The sequence below is a fragment of the Vibrio sp. MED222 genome, assembly GCF_000153005.1.
GTDB classification, from domain to species: Bacteria; Pseudomonadota; Gammaproteobacteria; order Enterobacterales; family Vibrionaceae; genus Vibrio; species Vibrio tasmaniensis_A.
Map to the genome: position 1 here is coordinate 443,415 of NZ_CH902609.1, position 15,505 is coordinate 458,919.

Consider the following 15,505-nt stretch of genomic DNA (forward strand, 5'->3'; position numbering starts at 1 on the left):
AACAAAAAGGCGACCTTTTGGTCGCCTTTCTTTTATCTCTTTCTGTTATCGAACTTACTTAGAGTGTAAGCCTTTCTTTTCCAGCGCGCGGTAGATAAGCGTTTGCTGAATTAGAGTTACGATGTTCGATACTAGCCAGTAAAGAACCAGACCTGAAGGGAAGAACAGGAAGAAGAACGTGAACATAACCGGCATAAAGGTCATGATCTTCTGCTGCATTGGATCCGTTACAGTTGTCGGGCTCATCTTCTGGATTAGGAACATTGAAGCACCCATCAGAAGTGGCAAGATGTAGTATGGGTCTTGTGCTGAAAGGTCAGTAATCCAACCGAAGAACGGTGAGTGACGCAGTTCAACAGACTCCATTAGTGCCCAGTATAGTGAAATGAAGATAGGCATTTGAAGAAGGATAGGTAAACAGCCACCTAGTGGGTTTACTTTCTCTTTCTTGTAAAGCTCCATCATTTCTTGACTCATGCGTTGACGGTCGTCGCCAATACGCTCACGCATTGCAGTCAGCTTAGGCTGAAGCATGCGCATTTTCGCCATAGACGTGTACTGAGCTTTCGTTAGTGGGTACATAGCACCACGAACGATGAAAGTTAGACAGATGATTGCCAGACCCCAGTTCACAACGATGCCTTGAATAAATGAAAGCAGAGTATGAAGTGGTTTAGCAATGAACCATAACCAACCGTAGTCAACTACTAGGTCTAGGTTTGGTGCAACAGCAGCCATTTGGTCTTGAAGTTTAGGACCAACCCAAAGCGTTGCTTTGAAGCTTGCTTCGTCGCCAGTAGCGATGGTTTTGTTCGGCATGCGAACACCGATGTCGCCAAGGTTACCAATTACACGAGTGTAAAGGTTGCTGCCTGCTTCGTCGCGTGGAATCCAAGCACTTGCAAAGTAGTGTTGAATCATCGCTGCCCAACCTTGACCGTTTGCTAGGTTAAGAGAAAGGTTGCGATCTTGCATGTCGTCGAAGCTGTATTTTTTGTAACGCGTATCTTCCGTAGAGTAAGCACCACCACGGTAAGTTGGCATTGTTAGGCTACCACCGTCATCCATAACGTTTTGACGTAGGTGAGCGTACATGCCGAATGTTGCGTTATTGCCAGAGTTGTTGACTACATCGTATTCAACGTCAATCGCGTAGCTGCCGCGCTTAAGGACGAATGTTTTTGTGTAATCCAGGCCGTTCGCTTGGTAAGTCATTGGGATGCGTAGTTCATCTTGACCTTCAGCCAACGTGAAGCTGTCTGCTGAAACCGTGTAGCTAGGGCGGTTAGTGCTGCTTAAATCGATACCTTGAGGACCCACTAGACCGCTTTGAGCGATAAATTGGTGACCAGGCTCGTTTTTAAGAAGAACAAAAGTATCTTCAGAATCGAACTCAGCAGAGTAATCGTTTAGGTTTGCTGTAACGACATCACCACCAACCGTATCAATTGACAGAGTCAGAACATCAGTTGTTACTGTGATAGTTTTAGCAGAAGCAACTTGACCAGGAGCCGGGTCTAGATCATCTGCATAAGATGGCGCTGGTAGGGTGCTGCCAGATTGTGCCTGCTCAACCGCTTGTGGAGCTGGGTTCTGAGCTACGTTCCATTGTTGGAACAGTAGGAAAGAAACCAAAGCCAATGCGATTAACAGGATATTACGTTGAGAATCCATCGTTATTTATCTCTGTCTTGTTTTTGGACTGGTGGAACGGGGTCAAAGCCCCCTTCGTTCAAAGGATGGCATTTTAATAGACGTTTGCCTGATAACCAACACCCTTTTACAAAACCGTGAGCTTTCAACGCTTCTATCGCATATAAAGAGCAGGTTGGAGTAAATCGGCAGCGTGGGCCGATGAGTGGACTAATAAACCATCTATAAAAATAGATGGGTATTAGCGCTATCCACGCGAAGGGCGAGACAGGCGAAGCCATAATTTGTCGAGTAGCTTGAACATTTCTTCATTGCTTAAATCTTGCGCGCTCTTCTTAGCGATTACAACATAATCTTTGTTAGGAAGTTTGTGTTGAGTGTTACGAAAGCTTTCACGAGTAAGACGCTTGAATCGATTACGACCCACGGCGGTTTTAATCTGCTTTTTCGGAACGGCTAATCCAAGGCGAGGATTTGAAAGAGAGTTATTTCGGGCAATGATGGTGAAATGAGGGGAGCCTGCTCGATGAGCTTGCTTGAAGACATTCTGATAATGTTCGGGAGTTAACAAGCGTAACTCCCGACCGAAGGCTAGCTTATTCAAAATAATCAAAGATTACTTAGAAAGACGCTTACGGCCTTTTGCACGACGTGCATTGATTGTTGCGCGACCGTTCTTAGTAGCCATGCGAGCACGGAAACCGTGTGTACGCTTACGCTTTAGAACTGTAGGTTGAAAAGTGCGTTTCATTGTAATTACCTTACTGATCAGTAGTTTTAGGTTTTTGTTAAACCCGGCGTGGGCATTTTTTCTCTTCTTTATATAAGAAAGGAAAACCGACGCCTCTCAACAAAGAGGCGGAATTGTAATCACTGTCACAAAAAGTGTCAATGATTGGGTTAACTAAAATTCCGGTCGGGGGATTATACGTAGAATAACTAAAATCACAAGGATCCTTATTCGATCCCGACCTTATTTAAGAATTTCTTTAATTTAGGATCCTGTGGATTACCAAAAATATCCTGTGGAGATCCCTGTTCGACAATGTGGCCATCAGCCATGAAGATCACTCGGTCTGCGACCTCTCTAGCGAACTGCATTTCGTGAGTAACCACCAGCATGGTTTGATGCTGATTTGCTAGTTTTTTCATTAGGTTAAGCACTTCGCCAACCCATTCAGGATCAAGCGCTGAAGTCGGCTCATCAAACAGTAAAAGCTCTGGTTGTAGAGCCATTGCACGGCCAATACCAACCCGTTGCTGCTGGCCACCAGAGAGCGCGGCTGGGTAGCTATCAGCTTTCTCTCCTAAGCCAATGTCGTCGAGTATTTGTTGTGCTTTTTCATGGGCTTGCTTCTTTTTCCAACCACGAACGGTAATCAAACCTTCAGCTATATTCTGTCTCGCGGTTTGGTGAGCAAATAGTGCATAGTTTTGGAATACAAAACCAGTCTTACGACGCAGTGCAAGCACCTCTGCTTTGGTGTGTTTCTGAGCATCAACCTTAATATCATCAATCGAAATAATACCTTGATCGGCTTGCTCTAGAAAATTCACACAACGCAGCAGGGTAGACTTACCCGTACCACTTGAACCTATGATGACAATTATCTCACCTTGTTTGATTTCTAGGTCGATCCCTTTCAAAACTTCGGTGTCACCAAACTGCTTGTGGATATTTTGTAATTTGATCATCGTACATACGCCTTATTCAGTTTCACTTCGGCCCAAATTTGAATACGAGTGAGGATAACCACTACGCCCCAGTAAATCAGCGCGACTGCTAAGAAAGCCTCGAAGAAGCGGAAACTTGAAGAAGCTTCCATCTGAGCTTTAGCCATGATTTCGGCTACACCTAAGGTGAATGCAAGTGAAGTCGACTTGATCATGTCGATGAAATAGTTCATTAAAGAAGGCAGTGCTACGCGGGTTGCTTGCGGCAAGATCACTCGGCGCATCGCTTGACTGGTTGTCATACCGACTGAGAGGCTGGCTTCCATCTGGCTACGATCAATACCGATAATCGCGGCACGAATACTTTCTGCCATATACGCGGCAAAGTGCAGGGTTAAGCCAATTACAGCGGCGCTGAAAGCATCCAACCCAACCATCCACGGGAATACTTGTGGTAAGCCGTAATAAAGGAGGAAAAGCTGTACCAACAGTGGTGTGCCTCGAAAGAAGCTAATGTACAGCTGGCTCAGTTGGTCGAGTACTGGGATTTTGAATACACGAATATTCGCCAGTATCAGAGACAGGATCAGAGCAAAGAACAAGCCCCAAGTCGCCATCTCCATCGTGGTGCCTAAATACTTCAGTAGTATTGGCAACAGCTCTAGCATGTAATTAAAGTCAAATCCCATAATCTATCTCGTATTAGTATTGGAAGTGTTGTTCTATTTGGAAATACTGTTCTATCAGGCTTTTAATCAGTGCACAAAAGCAAAAAGCCCACCGCCGTGTAAAGCAGTGGGCCTCGAATGGAGATAGTGAGTGATTACTTCTGAGTAATGTCCGCACCAAACCATTTCTGAGAGATACTTTCTAGCGTACCATCTGCGCGCATTGCTGCTAATGCTTCGTTTACTTCTGCTTGCAGTTTTTTACCGTTGTCGTTGTCCACGAAAGGCCAAGCGTTTTCAATGGTTTCGAATGGCTGACCCGCTAGCTGTAATGGTAGACCCGTCTTCTTGATAAGCTCTAGTGCTGATAGGCGATCCATTACGAATGCATCGGCACGACCAAGAGCGACATCATGCTCAATACCTGTATCGTAGGTCTTCACATTGATCTTGCCATCTTTATCGTAGCTGCGAAGCAGTTGTTCAAAGTTTGAACCTAGGTTTACCGCAACCGTCTTGCCATCAAGGTCTTCGATACCCTTAATGCTGTCATTACCTTTACGAACGGTAATTTGTGCACCGTCTACTACGTATGGGTCTGCGAATAGGTATTTCGCTTTACGTGCATCCGTCATTGTAATTTGGTTTGAAATGGTATCGATACGACCCGTTTCAAGAAGACCAAAAAGACCAGAGAAGTTTGCCGTTACGTATTCAACCTTGTAATCGTTACGCTTACCGATCTCATCCCATAAATCCACTTCAAAACCTTGTAGTTGGTCTTGTTTAACGAACGTAAACGGGAAGTAGCGACCAGACATGCCGACTTTAACTTCAGTCGCGGCTTGAACAGTAGCAGCAGAGAGTGCGATAGCCGCAATTGCAGCCTTAATCCAGTTATTCATTTGGTAACTCCTTATATTTATAGGGTTGGATGTTACTGGGAAAATGCTCAATAGAATAAATAACCAGATGTTATTAACCATAACCAGATCGCATTCTCGATTTGGGGATAACTAGCAAGGATCCGGGCATAAGTGGATCATTGTGTGAGTAAATTAGGGGCAAGATGTGTGGATCCACCGATTATTTACAAAATTATTGTGAATAACTTGGATCTTATTCACTGGATCTGTGATCAATTGCTGGTGATCTGACTTATCAACAGGTAAAATTAACGGTCATTTCATATAACTTAAATAGAGTGGGGCACCGTGTCATCTTCGCTTTGGTTGCAATGCTTGCAACAGCTTCAAGAAGAGTTACCAGCTACAGAATTCAGTATGTGGGTACGTCCGTTACAAGCGGAGCTCAATGGTAATACTCTAACTCTATTTGCACCAAACCGATTTGTACTCGATTGGGTGCGCGATAAGTACCTAAATAGCATTAACCGTTTGCTACAAGAATATTGTGGTAATGATATCCCGCATCTTCATTTTGAAATTGGGAACAAACGAGTTACTGCTCCAAAATCTGAGACTATCGCCCCAGCTCGTACCCGTACAGCCGCTGATGTGGCCGCTGAATCGTCAGCACCTGCGCAGTTACAAGCTCGTAAGCCTGTTCATAATATCTGGCGTGATGAAGAGCCTGTAGCGGTTGATCTTAACCACCGTTCAAACGTAAACCCAAAACATAAGTTCAATAACTTTGTTGAGGGTAAATCAAACCAATTGGGTTTGGCGGCGGCACGTCAGGTTTCTGATAATCCAGGAACAGCTTATAACCCGTTGTTTTTATACGGTGGCACCGGTTTAGGTAAGACACACTTGTTGCATGCGGTGGGTAATGCCATTGTTGATAATAAGCCGAATGCGAAAGTGGTTTACATGCATTCTGAGCGTTTTGTTCAGGATATGGTGAAGGCGTTACAAAATAACGCGATTGAAGAATTTAAGCGCTACTACCGTAGTGTTGATGCTTTGCTTATCGATGATATCCAATTTTTCGCGAATAAAGAGCGCTCTCAAGAAGAGTTCTTCCATACCTTTAATGCGCTGCTTGAAGGCAACCAACAGATCATCCTAACCTCTGACCGTTATCCAAAAGAGATCAACGGGGTAGAGGATCGTCTTAAATCTCGCTTCGGCTGGGGTTTGACGGTAGCGATTGAGCCTCCTGAGCTTGAGACTCGTGTTGCGATCTTAATGAAGAAAGCCGAAGACCACCAAATTCACCTTGCGGATGAAGTGGCATTCTTTATTGCTAAGCGTTTACGCTCTAACGTTCGTGAGCTTGAAGGCGCATTGAACCGTGTTATTGCGAATGCAAACTTCACTGGCCGTCCGATCACGATCGATTTCGTGCGTGAAGCACTGCGTGACTTGCTTGCCCTGCAAGAAAAACTCGTCACCATTGATAACATTCAAAAGACAGTCGCTGAATACTACAAAATCAAAGTTGCTGATCTATTATCTAAACGTCGTTCTCGTTCTGTTGCTCGTCCACGCCAACTGGCGATGGCACTGGCTAAAGAGTTAACTAACCACAGCTTGCCTGAGATTGGCGATGCATTCGGTGGCCGTGACCACACGACCGTACTGCATGCTTGTCGTAAGATTGCTCAGTTGCGTGAAGAGAGCCACGACATTAAAGAAGATTATTCGAACTTGATTCGTACCCTTTCTTCTTAATACACAGTATTCTTAACCTTAATAAGCAGAATCTTGGCCACGTACTATTACGCAGTGCCATTTAGACCGTAAGAGCAAGATATGAAATTTACCATTGAACGTAGTCACCTGATTAAGCCATTACAACAAGTATCTGGCGCACTCGGTGGCAGGCCAACGCTTCCAATTCTAGGAAATCTACTGATTAAAGTAGAAGATAACGTGTTGTCGATGACAGCAACGGATCTAGAAGTTGAACTGATCAGCCGTGTAACGCTTGAAGGTGATTTCGAAGCGGGCAGCATTACTGTACCTTCACGTAAATTCCTAGATATCTGTCGTGGCTTGCCAGACAGCTCAGTGATCACTGTGGTATTGGATGGCGACCGTATTCAGGTTCGTTCTGGTCGTAGCCGCTTCTCATTAGCAACATTACCTGCGGCAGATTTTCCAAACATTGAAGACTGGAGCAGTGAAGTTGAAGTGTCAGTGACACAAGCTGAGCTACGTGGTCTTATCGAGAAAACCCAATTCTCAATGGCGAACCAAGATGTTCGTTACTACCTCAACGGTATGTTGTTTGAGATTGAAGGTTCAATCCTACGAAGTGTCGCGACTGATGGTCACCGTATGGCGGTATCTCAAGCACAACTGGGTGCCGATTTTGCTCAGAAGCAGATCATTGTTCCTCGTAAGGGTGTGCAAGAGCTAGTGAAGCTACTGGATGCACCAGAGCAACCGGTAACGCTGCAGATTGGTAACTCTAATGTGCGTGCTGAAGTGAACAACTATGTCTTCACTTCTAAGCTGGTTGATGGTCGTTTCCCTGATTATCGCCGCGTAATGCCGCAAAATACTACCAAGACACTTGAAGCTGGTTGTGATGAATTACGTTCAGCATTTTCTCGTGCTGCGATTCTGTCGAATGAAAAATTCCGTGGTGTTCGCGTTAATCTTGTAGATAGCGAGATGCGTATTACCGCGAACAACCCAGAGCAAGAAGAAGCGGAAGAAGTGCTAGACGTAACCTTTGATGGTGATGCACTAGAGATTGGTTTCAACGTAAGCTACGTGTTGGATGTTCTGAACACACTACGTTGTGAGCAAGTTCGCATCTCAATGTCAGACGCCAATGCGAGTGCTCTTATCGAGAACGCACAAGACGACAGCGCGATGTACGTTGTTATGCCTATTCGCTTATAAGCGTTGTTTGTGATGTTTACTGATCAACAACGTTTACCTATCGAGTCGTGATTGAAGATTAATATGAAGACGTTATGCCTTTATCGCGCTTAATCGTTAAGCAGTTTAGAAATATAGAAGCCTGTGACATTCTACCGTCATCAGGCTTTAACTTTCTTATAGGGGCTAACGGGAGCGGAAAAACCAGTGTCCTTGAAGCGGTATATCTGCTTGGACATGGTCGCTCATTTAAGAGTTCACTCACCGGCCGTATCATACAAAACGAGTGCAGTGAGCTGTTTGTACATGGCCGTTTTATGACCTCGGATCAATTTGAGCTGCCAATTGGCATTAATAAGCAGCGCGATGGCACAACAGAGGTTAAAATAAGCGGTCAAACTGGGCAAAAATTGGCTCAGTTAGCTCAGGTTTTACCTTTGCAGTTGATTCACCCGGAAGGGTTTGATTTACTAACCGATGGACCTAAGCATCGCCGCGCATTTATTGATTGGGGAGTCTTCCACAGTGAGTCCGGCTTTTATGATGCATGGGGCAGGGTAAAGCGCCTCAATAAGCAGCGAAACGCCTTATTGAAAACGGCAACACACTATCGAGAACTGAGCTATTGGGACCAAGAATTGGCCCGTTTAGCGGAAAGTATCAGCCAGTGGCGTGCCACTTACGTTGAACAGCTTAAAGAAGTCGCCGAAGAAATCTGTGCGACCTTCCTTCCTGAGTTTGAGATAAAGATTAACTATTATCGTGGTTGGGACAAAGACACTCCATACGCCGAGATTTTAGAAAAGAATTTTGAAAGGGATCAGCAGCTTGGTTACACCTTTAGTGGGCCAAACAAAGCGGATCTGAAGATAAAAGTGAACGGCACTCCAGTGGAAGATGTCTTGTCACGAGGTCAATTGAAGTTGATGGTGTGCGCGCTGCGAGTAGCACAAGGGCAACACCTCACTCAAATGACAGGTAAGCAGTGCATCTATTTGATAGATGACTTCGCTTCCGAATTAGATAGCCAACGCCGAGCACGTCTTGCTGAGTGTTTAAAGGCGACCCAGGCTCAAGTTTTTGTAAGCTCTATTACCGCTGATCAGATTGCAGATATGCATGACGAAAATAGCAGGATGTTTCATGTGGAACATGGCAAAATAGAGCAAGGATAATTAGTCAGAGAGTAACTATGTCAGATAATTACGATTCATCGAGTATTAAAGTACTGAAGGGTCTGGATGCGGTACGTAAGCGTCCTGGAATGTACATTGGCGACACGGATGATGGTACCGGTCTGCACCACATGGTTTTTGAGGTGGTAGATAACTCTATTGATGAAGCGCTAGCTGGTCACTGTAATGACATCATTGTAACTATTCATGAAGATAGCTCAGTGTCTGTAAGCGATGACGGCCGTGGTATTCCAACAGAATTGCACCCAGAAGAAAAAGTATCAGCAGCAGAAGTAATCATGACGGTTCTTCACGCTGGTGGTAAGTTCGATGATAACTCGTACAAGGTATCTGGTGGTCTACACGGTGTTGGTGTTTCAGTAGTTAACGCACTTTCTAAGCAAGTTACTCTTACTATCCACCGCGGTGGCAAAATCCACACTCAAACCTACAGCCACGGTGAGCCTCAAGCGCCACTAGCGGTTATCGGTGACACGGATAAAACCGGTACAGAGATTCGTTTCTGGCCGAGTGAAGAAACCTTCACTAACATCGAGTTCCATTACGACATTTTAGCTAAGCGTCTACGTGAGCTATCATTCTTGAACTCAGGTGTATCAATTAAGCTAATTGATAAGCGTGAAGAAGACAAAATGGATCACTTCGAATACGAAGGCGGTATCCAAGCGTTTGTTGAACACCTTAATACCAACAAAACACCAATCATCCAAAAGATTTTCCACTTTGATTCAGAGCGTGATGACGGCATTACCGTTGAAGTTGCAATGCAGTGGAACGATGGTTACCAAGAAAATATCTACTGTTTCACCAACAACATCCCTCAACGCGATGGTGGTGCTCACTTAGCGGGTTTCCGTGCTGCGCTAACACGTACTTTGAACAGCTTCATGGACAAAGAAGGCTTCTCGAAGAAAGCGAAGACTTCAACATCAGGTGATGATGCTCGTGAAGGTTTGACGGCGATTGTTTCGGTGAAAGTGCCAGATCCTAAGTTCTCAAGCCAAACTAAAGACAAGCTGGTTTCTTCAGAAGTGAAGTCTGCCGTTGAGTCTACGATGGGTGAGAAGCTATCTGAGTTCCTAATTGAGAACCCAGGTGAAGCGAAAATCGTTTGTTCTAAAATTATCGATGCAGCGCGTGCTCGTGATGCAGCGCGTAAAGCTCGTGAGATGACTCGTCGTAAAGGCGCATTAGATTTAGCGGGCCTTCCAGGTAAACTAGCTGACTGTCAGGAAAAAGATCCTGCACAGTCTGAACTATATATTGTGGAAGGAGACTCTGCTGGCGGATCAGCCAAGCAGGGGCGTAACCGTAAGAACCAAGCAATCCTACCGCTTAAAGGTAAAATCCTTAACGTAGAGAAAGCGCGTTTCGATAAAATGCTGTCTTCTCAAGAAGTCGCAACGCTAATCACAGCCCTTGGTTGTGGTATTGGCCGTGATGAATACAACCCAGATAAACTGCGTTACCACAACATCATCATCATGACCGATGCCGATGTCGATGGTTCTCACATCCGTACACTGCTACTGACGTTCTTCTACCGTCAAATGCCTGAGCTGATTGAACGTGGTTACATCTACATTGCTCAACCGCCACTTTACAAAGTGAAGAAGGGTAAGCAAGAGCAGTACATCAAAGATGAAGATGCGATGAACCAGTATCAAGTATCTTTGGCTTTAGACAATGCAGAACTGCACGTAAATCCTGAAGCACCTGCGTTTGCCGGTGAAGGCTTAGAGAAGCTTGTTCAGCAATACAATGCAGGCATCAAGCTCGTTGATCGTATGAGCCGCCGCTACCCACGCGCATTGGTTCACGAACTGATTTACGTTCCTCGCCTAACCGCTGAGCAGTGTCATGATGATGCGGTGGTTGAAGCTTGGGGTAAGCAGCTAGTAGAGCAGCTAAACGGTAAAGAAGCGGGTGCAAGCCAATACAGCCTTGAAGTTGAAAAGCACGAAGAGCTAGGTTTAAGCGTTCCTAAGATTGTGGTTCGTACTCATGGTGTAACTCATGAGCACGTGCTGAGCATTGATCTGATTAACTCGAAAGAGTTTGGCAAGCTAGCGGATCTTTCTGAAGCACTTGATGGCCTGATTGAAGAAGGTGCTTACATTAAGCGTGGCGAGCGTACTCAAGAAGTGTCTAGTTTCGTTGAAGCTCTGAACTGGTTAGTGAAAGAGTCTCGTCGTGGCCTAAGCCTACAACGATACAAAGGTCTAGGTGAGATGAACCCTGATCAACTTTGGGAAACGACAATGGATCCTGAAACTCGTCGTATGATGCAAGTAACGATTGAAGATGCTGTTGGTGCTGATCTGTTGTTTACAACATTGATGGGCGACCAAGTAGAACCGCGTCGTAACTTCATCGAAGAAAACGCACTTAAAGTAGCAAATCTAGACGTTTAGTATCTTTGATACTTCGCTCTTTCGCTTAATTTCTGTGTCAGAGGTGCTCACATACATTCGTATGCTCCGCGCCTCTTCTTTGAACTAAAACGAAATAGCTTCGTCTCAAAAAACTAAATTTGTTGTTAAAAAGACTGCCAAAAATGGCGGTCTTTTTTGTTTTTAAGTGATTGAAAAATATTGGATTGGAAAAATAATTGAAAATAAACGCTTGAAACTGATTCGCTCAATCCACATATCTAGTTGTGAAGAGGATGACTGTCTTGCTCTACAAGAGAAGAAACAGAACCTTCATAACCGTTGCTAGAGTATCGCTCAATAGAGGATAAATTTGGCGGCACACAATATAAAAATTGATTCATTGTCATGTCCCAGAGTTGTCACCAAACGAGGTGAAGCCCGTGGAATGCGAATTGAATCCCTTAGCTGTTTACTGAATAATTCACAGGTTCGATCTCAGTAAAAATTACAGCTAAGACTATTGCTTACTAAAAGGATAGCATTATGAGAACTGTAGATTTCACTCCACTTTACCGCAACGCAATCGGCTTCGATCGTCTATTCAACATGATGGAAGCGAACACATCGAAGAACTCTTCTGGCGGTTACCCTCCATACAACATCGAGCAAAAAGACGAGAACAACTACCGTATTACTATGGCCGTTGCTGGTTTTGCTGATGACCAATTAGATCTTACTCAGAAAGAGAACATGCTAATTGTTAAAGGTGAGCGTAAAGCAGAAGCAGAGAAAACCTTCGTATACCAAGGTATCGCAGAGCGTGATTTCGAGCGTAAATTCCAACTGGCAGACTACGTAAAAGTGGTAGGGGCAAGCATGGAAAATGGTCTTCTTCACATCGACCTAGAACGCGAAATCCCAGAAGCGATGCAACCACGTAAGATTGCTATTAATGGTAATAGTCTTCTAGAAGGTTAAGCGTTATTAGCTCATTTAAGCTAATAAATCTCGGGAAGTAGAAGTGAAAGAGCACCAGTACCTTGAAGAAGGTCGGTGCTCTTTTTTGCATTTGGTCTACGGTAAGCTAAAAGCTCTGATTACTGCTCTGAGTAAGCTTTTTTCACTTCTTCAGCAATGATAGCAATACCTTTTTGCATCGCCTCATCATCTTGTACGTAGTTCATGCGTAAGCACTGGTGAGCATGATCCCACTCGTCTTCTTGGCCGATAAAGAAGTATTCACCCGGAACAATCAATACGCCACGAGCTTTGAGGCGGTCGTACAGCTCCATGGTGGTAATCGGCAGTTCATCAAACCATAGCCATAAGAAAATCGCGCCTTCAGGCTTGTGGATACGGAAGCGAGGGTCATCGATCGCTTCTTGTAAAAGCTCAACCGCACGTAGAGATTTCTCTTTATAGAAAGGTTTGATTACTTCACTGCTCAAACGCAATAAATCGCCTTTTTCAATCATATGATTGGCAATTGCCGGCCCAACACTGCTCGGCGCTAAGCTGATAATGCCATTCATGTTAGTCAGAGCTTGTGTTACTTCTTCGCTCGCAATCACGATACCGCAACGTACACCCGGTAAACCAAGCTTAGATAAGCTCATGCACAGAATCGTATTTTCATTCCAGAACGGTTCCACATCTTCAAAGATGATGTTTGGAAACGGCAGGCCGTAAGCATTATCGATCAGTAGTGGGATGTTGTTTTCGCGCGCCAGTTTATCCAGTTTACGCACTTCTTCGTCGGTCAGTACGTTACCAGTTGGGTTGGTTGGACGAGAGGCGCAGATAGCGGCAACCGAGTCATCAACCTTGAGCTGTTCAAAATCAACGTGGTATTTAAACTGGCGGTTTTCTAGCAGTTCGATCTCTGGGTGGTAAGAGATAAAAATATCGTCATCAATGCCCGCATCGCCGTAGCCGATGTATTCTGGTGCGATCGGCAACAATATCTTCTTGTGAGAACCGTCTGGCTGTTGACCCGCTAACAAGTTGAATAGGTAAAAGAAGCCACTTTGACTGCCGTTGGTCAGGCTGATGTTTTTCTCGTTGATGTCCCAACCATAGGTCTCTTTCAGCATTCCAGCTAACGACTTAATGAAGCTGTCTTTACCTTGTGGACCATCGTAGTTGGCGAGGGCGGCAATGAGTTCTCCACTGGCGAGCATGTCGGCACTGGCTTGGTTAAAGTAATCGAGCATGGCTGGGATAGCGGCTGGGTTACCACCACCGAGCATAATTGCACCAGGAGTTCGCAGGCCATCATTCAAATCATCCATTAAACGAGTGATTCCAGAGTATCGATTAAACTTTTCACCAAACTTTGAGAATTGCATTGCTTCGTATACCTAATTCATTGTGATTATTATTCGTAGATTATGATCAATCTTATGAACCCGAGCGTGGCGGGTTACAGTGGGTAATCTTTGAACATACCGCAATGTTTTTGCGGCGCAAAGCACGAATTGCCCTCACACGGAAAAAACTTCTCTTCTCACCGCTCCCGTTTAATCACTTTTTTCACTTTAAACTGAACTCAAACTGAATAGAACGACGGCAAATGTCAGAGCAATGTGAGGAAGGTCACTCTTGGATTGCTCAAAAATAGCGCACTGAATATTATTTCCTCCGAAGAAAAAACAACCTATCTATCTTTTGGAGAAACGAATGTTAACTAATTTATTTGTTAGAACTCAGCTATTTATTCAATCTTTTAATAATGATCAACGTGGTGTTACAGCGATTGAATACGCAATCCTAGGTGTGTGTATGTCAGCAATCGTATTGGCTGTATTTAACGACTCTCTTCGTGAAGCTTTAGAAGGTGCTATCACAACCATCACTAATAATATTGAAGCCGCTAATTCGTCGCCAAGTGTAGGTTAATTAATGCCTCATAAACTGTGGTGGTTAATTCCCTTAGCCACCATGGCTGCAATCGTCAGTTATCAAGATATCCGATACCGAATAATACCTAATGGAGTGGTGGTAGCTGTTGCTCTCTTGGGTGTTTTTTATATCTGTCAAACCGAAAAATTTGAGCAGTTTTATAACTTTTTCATAGTGTTAGCCGTCGGCGCAGTTTTATTTTATTTCAATGTTATAGCTGCTGGAGACAGTAAATTATTGGCTGCATTCAGTTTAATGGTATCGCCCAATATGATGTTGTTGGCGGTTAATGTGATTTTATTTGCAGGTGGAACCCTAGCGATTACTCAGTGGGTATTAGGAAAAACAACCGGTAATTCTGAGTGGACAAACAGAGGTGTTCCTTATGGGGTGCCTATTTGTTTAGGAAGCCTACTAGGTATAGCTGCATCGTTATAGGTGAATCATGAACTCCAAAATCATTCTTGGCTTAGCGTTCCTCGCTATATCTATAGGCCTCTATGGTGTGGTGAATGTACCGATGGATACTTTCCCCATTCAGCCTGAAGAACCAATTATAGAAGTGACTTTTAAGGTATGGAAACTCACTCACCCGACAGTGAAAGGTCAGCAGCTGAAGCGTAGCGACTTCGTTATAGAGTACTTGCCTGAAGCTCGTGCAGCGCTATTGGGAATCGATCGAAACATTGAGTTAGATTGGAATGCTCCTCAATTCGCAGTGCATGACATTGCCGCATATGAGCTGGTGGACTCGAATATGTTGACATCTCCCGGAGACAGTCAGTACTTACAGGCGGTGATCCGCCCTGGATTTGTTCCTTATAACGTTACGGTACCGGGAAGAGATGTATTAGGTGGCACCATCGCAGTCGGAGATTTAGTCGACATATCTGTTCTTTCAACGCCGGATCAGAACTTATCAAGTGAGGATACGGTGTCAGATATCCAACATCTCACTATGGTGCCATTACTGGCTCAAATACCGGTTTTGGACATGGTGACGTCAGAAAAAGCAGTGAGCACGTTAACGTTGGAAAAAGAGACTCAGGTGACATTGATCTTACAAGTGACGAATCAACAACTGGCACAACTCACGGTGGCACAGCGGATTGCAGAAGTGGCCGTGCATAAATCATTGGGTAAGGAATTTTCTGATGATCTAGAAGCTGATTCTTCAGACATCATTCCAAGCAGTGGCGGCACTGGTGGAATTCGTGAATACCGTTTTGAGTAGGGCGTTA

The 15,505-nt window shown here is 44.5% G+C and carries 16 protein-coding genes; 8 read left to right on the forward strand and 8 right to left on the reverse strand.

Going from position 1 to position 15,505, the window contains the following annotated elements:
* Nucleotides 1–54: 54 nt before the first annotated feature.
* From yidC to MED222_RS05065, 7 genes are all read right to left on the reverse strand, one after another.
* On the reverse strand, nucleotides 55–1,674 hold the full coding sequence (yidC, locus tag MED222_RS05090) for a membrane protein insertase YidC (RefSeq protein ID WP_009848131.1): 1,620 nt from the start codon (nucleotides 1,672–1,674) through the stop codon (nucleotides 55–57).
* 2 nt (nucleotides 1,675–1,676) lie between these two features.
* The gene (yidD, locus tag MED222_RS22090; protein WP_004735802.1) at nucleotides 1,677–1,934 is read right to left on the reverse strand and encodes a membrane protein insertion efficiency factor YidD; all 258 of its coding nucleotides are present in this window, start codon (nucleotides 1,932–1,934) and stop codon (nucleotides 1,677–1,679) included.
* Nucleotides 1,901–2,224 (reverse strand): ribonuclease P protein component, encoded by a 324-nt coding sequence (gene rnpA / locus MED222_RS05085; protein ID WP_029223763.1) that lies wholly within the window; start codon nucleotides 2,222–2,224, stop codon nucleotides 1,901–1,903. The genes yidD and rnpA overlap by 34 nt, the downstream gene beginning before the upstream one ends.
* A 45-nt stretch (nucleotides 2,225–2,269) precedes the next feature.
* Nucleotides 2,270–2,404, reverse strand: a complete 135-nt coding sequence (rpmH, locus tag MED222_RS05080) for a 50S ribosomal protein L34 (protein ID WP_004735800.1) — start codon at nucleotides 2,402–2,404, stop codon at nucleotides 2,270–2,272.
* A 206-nt stretch (nucleotides 2,405–2,610) separates the two neighbouring features.
* Nucleotides 2,611–3,348 (reverse strand): amino acid ABC transporter ATP-binding protein, encoded by a 738-nt coding sequence (locus MED222_RS05075; protein ID WP_009848133.1) that lies wholly within the window; start codon nucleotides 3,346–3,348, stop codon nucleotides 2,611–2,613.
* Nucleotides 3,345–4,016 (reverse strand): amino acid ABC transporter permease, encoded by a 672-nt coding sequence (locus tag MED222_RS05070; protein ID WP_009848134.1) that lies wholly within the window; start codon nucleotides 4,014–4,016, stop codon nucleotides 3,345–3,347. Before MED222_RS05070 ends, MED222_RS05075 begins: the two co-directional genes overlap by 4 nt.
* Nucleotides 4,017–4,150: 134 nt before the next feature.
* On the reverse strand, nucleotides 4,151–4,900 hold the full coding sequence (locus tag MED222_RS05065; RefSeq protein ID WP_009848135.1) for an amino acid ABC transporter substrate-binding protein: 750 nt from the start codon (nucleotides 4,898–4,900) through the stop codon (nucleotides 4,151–4,153).
* A gap of 309 nt (nucleotides 4,901–5,209) precedes the next feature.
* Between MED222_RS05065 and dnaA the strand changes: the two genes are divergently transcribed.
* The 5 genes from dnaA (at nucleotide 5,210) to MED222_RS05040 (ending at nucleotide 12,341) form a co-directional block, all read left to right on the forward strand.
* Nucleotides 5,210–6,631, forward strand: a complete 1,422-nt coding sequence (gene dnaA / locus MED222_RS05060; protein ID WP_009848136.1) for a chromosomal replication initiator protein DnaA — start codon at nucleotides 5,210–5,212, stop codon at nucleotides 6,629–6,631.
* 81 nt (nucleotides 6,632–6,712) lie between these two features.
* Entirely contained in the window at nucleotides 6,713–7,813 is a 1,101-nt protein-coding gene (gene dnaN / locus MED222_RS05055) for a DNA polymerase III subunit beta (RefSeq protein WP_009848137.1), read from the forward strand.
* A gap of 74 nt (nucleotides 7,814–7,887) precedes the next feature.
* Complete coding sequence (gene recF / locus MED222_RS05050; RefSeq protein ID WP_009848138.1) at nucleotides 7,888–8,967, forward strand: DNA replication/repair protein RecF; 1,080 nt, start codon at nucleotides 7,888–7,890, stop codon at nucleotides 8,965–8,967.
* A gap of 17 nt (nucleotides 8,968–8,984) precedes the next feature.
* Complete coding sequence (gene gyrB / locus MED222_RS05045) at nucleotides 8,985–11,402, forward strand: DNA topoisomerase (ATP-hydrolyzing) subunit B (RefSeq protein ID WP_009848139.1); 2,418 nt, start codon at nucleotides 8,985–8,987, stop codon at nucleotides 11,400–11,402.
* Nucleotides 11,403–11,906: 504 nt separating this feature from the next.
* The gene (locus MED222_RS05040) at nucleotides 11,907–12,341 is read left to right on the forward strand and encodes an Hsp20 family protein (RefSeq protein ID WP_009848140.1); all 435 of its coding nucleotides are present in this window, start codon (nucleotides 11,907–11,909) and stop codon (nucleotides 12,339–12,341) included.
* A gap of 119 nt (nucleotides 12,342–12,460) precedes the next feature.
* Here the strand turns inward: MED222_RS05040 and MED222_RS05035 are convergent, their stop codons facing one another.
* Nucleotides 12,461–13,711: a valine--pyruvate transaminase gene (locus MED222_RS05035; RefSeq protein WP_009848141.1), complete on the reverse strand. Its 1,251-nt coding sequence runs from the start codon at nucleotides 13,709–13,711 to the stop codon at nucleotides 12,461–12,463.
* 331 nt (nucleotides 13,712–14,042) lie between these two features.
* Here MED222_RS05035 and MED222_RS05030 point away from each other — a divergent pair, with 331 nt between their 5' ends.
* From MED222_RS05030 to MED222_RS05020, 3 genes are read left to right on the forward strand one after another with little or no spacing between them, the layout of a single operon-like run.
* Nucleotides 14,043–14,261, forward strand: a complete 219-nt coding sequence (locus MED222_RS05030) for a Flp family type IVb pilin (protein WP_009848142.1) — start codon at nucleotides 14,043–14,045, stop codon at nucleotides 14,259–14,261.
* A 3-nt stretch (nucleotides 14,262–14,264) separates the two neighbouring features.
* Nucleotides 14,265–14,702, forward strand: a complete 438-nt coding sequence (locus MED222_RS05025) for an A24 family peptidase (RefSeq protein ID WP_009848143.1) — start codon at nucleotides 14,265–14,267, stop codon at nucleotides 14,700–14,702.
* Nucleotides 14,703–14,709: 7 nt separating this feature from the next.
* On the forward strand, nucleotides 14,710–15,498 hold the full coding sequence (locus MED222_RS05020; RefSeq protein WP_009848144.1) for an RcpC/CpaB family pilus assembly protein: 789 nt from the start codon (nucleotides 14,710–14,712) through the stop codon (nucleotides 15,496–15,498).
* Nucleotides 15,499–15,505 lie beyond the last annotated feature (7 nt).

Bases quoted from the DNA above. Each gene is read 5' to 3' on its own strand.
- recF (WP_009848138.1), top strand. From the start codon at position 7,888: ATGCCTTTATCGCGCTTAATCGTTAAGCAGTTTAGAAATATAGAAGCC.
- MED222_RS05025 (WP_009848143.1), top strand. From the start codon at position 14,265: ATGCCTCATAAACTGTGGTGGTTAATTCCCTTAGCCACCATGGCTGCA.
- MED222_RS05070 (WP_009848134.1), bottom strand. From the start codon at position 4,016: ATGGGATTTGACTTTAATTACATGCTAGAGCTGTTGCCAATACTACTG.
- MED222_RS05065 (WP_009848135.1), bottom strand. From the start codon at position 4,900: ATGAATAACTGGATTAAGGCTGCAATTGCGGCTATCGCACTCTCTGCT.
- MED222_RS05035 (WP_009848141.1), bottom strand. From the start codon at position 13,711: ATGCAATTCTCAAAGTTTGGTGAAAAGTTTAATCGATACTCTGGAATC.
- MED222_RS05075 (WP_009848133.1), bottom strand. From the start codon at position 3,348: ATGATCAAATTACAAAATATCCACAAGCAGTTTGGTGACACCGAAGTT.
- MED222_RS05030 (WP_009848142.1), top strand. From the start codon at position 14,043: ATGTTAACTAATTTATTTGTTAGAACTCAGCTATTTATTCAATCTTTT.
- yidD (WP_004735802.1), bottom strand. From the start codon at position 1,934: ATGGCTTCGCCTGTCTCGCCCTTCGCGTGGATAGCGCTAATACCCATC.
- yidC (WP_009848131.1), bottom strand. From the start codon at position 1,674: ATGGATTCTCAACGTAATATCCTGTTAATCGCATTGGCTTTGGTTTCT.
- dnaN (WP_009848137.1), top strand. From the start codon at position 6,713: ATGAAATTTACCATTGAACGTAGTCACCTGATTAAGCCATTACAACAA.
- MED222_RS05020 (WP_009848144.1), top strand. From the start codon at position 14,710: ATGAACTCCAAAATCATTCTTGGCTTAGCGTTCCTCGCTATATCTATA.
- MED222_RS05040 (WP_009848140.1), top strand. From the start codon at position 11,907: ATGAGAACTGTAGATTTCACTCCACTTTACCGCAACGCAATCGGCTTC.
- rpmH (WP_004735800.1), bottom strand. From the start codon at position 2,404: ATGAAACGCACTTTTCAACCTACAGTTCTAAAGCGTAAGCGTACACAC.
- gyrB (WP_009848139.1), top strand. From the start codon at position 8,985: ATGTCAGATAATTACGATTCATCGAGTATTAAAGTACTGAAGGGTCTG.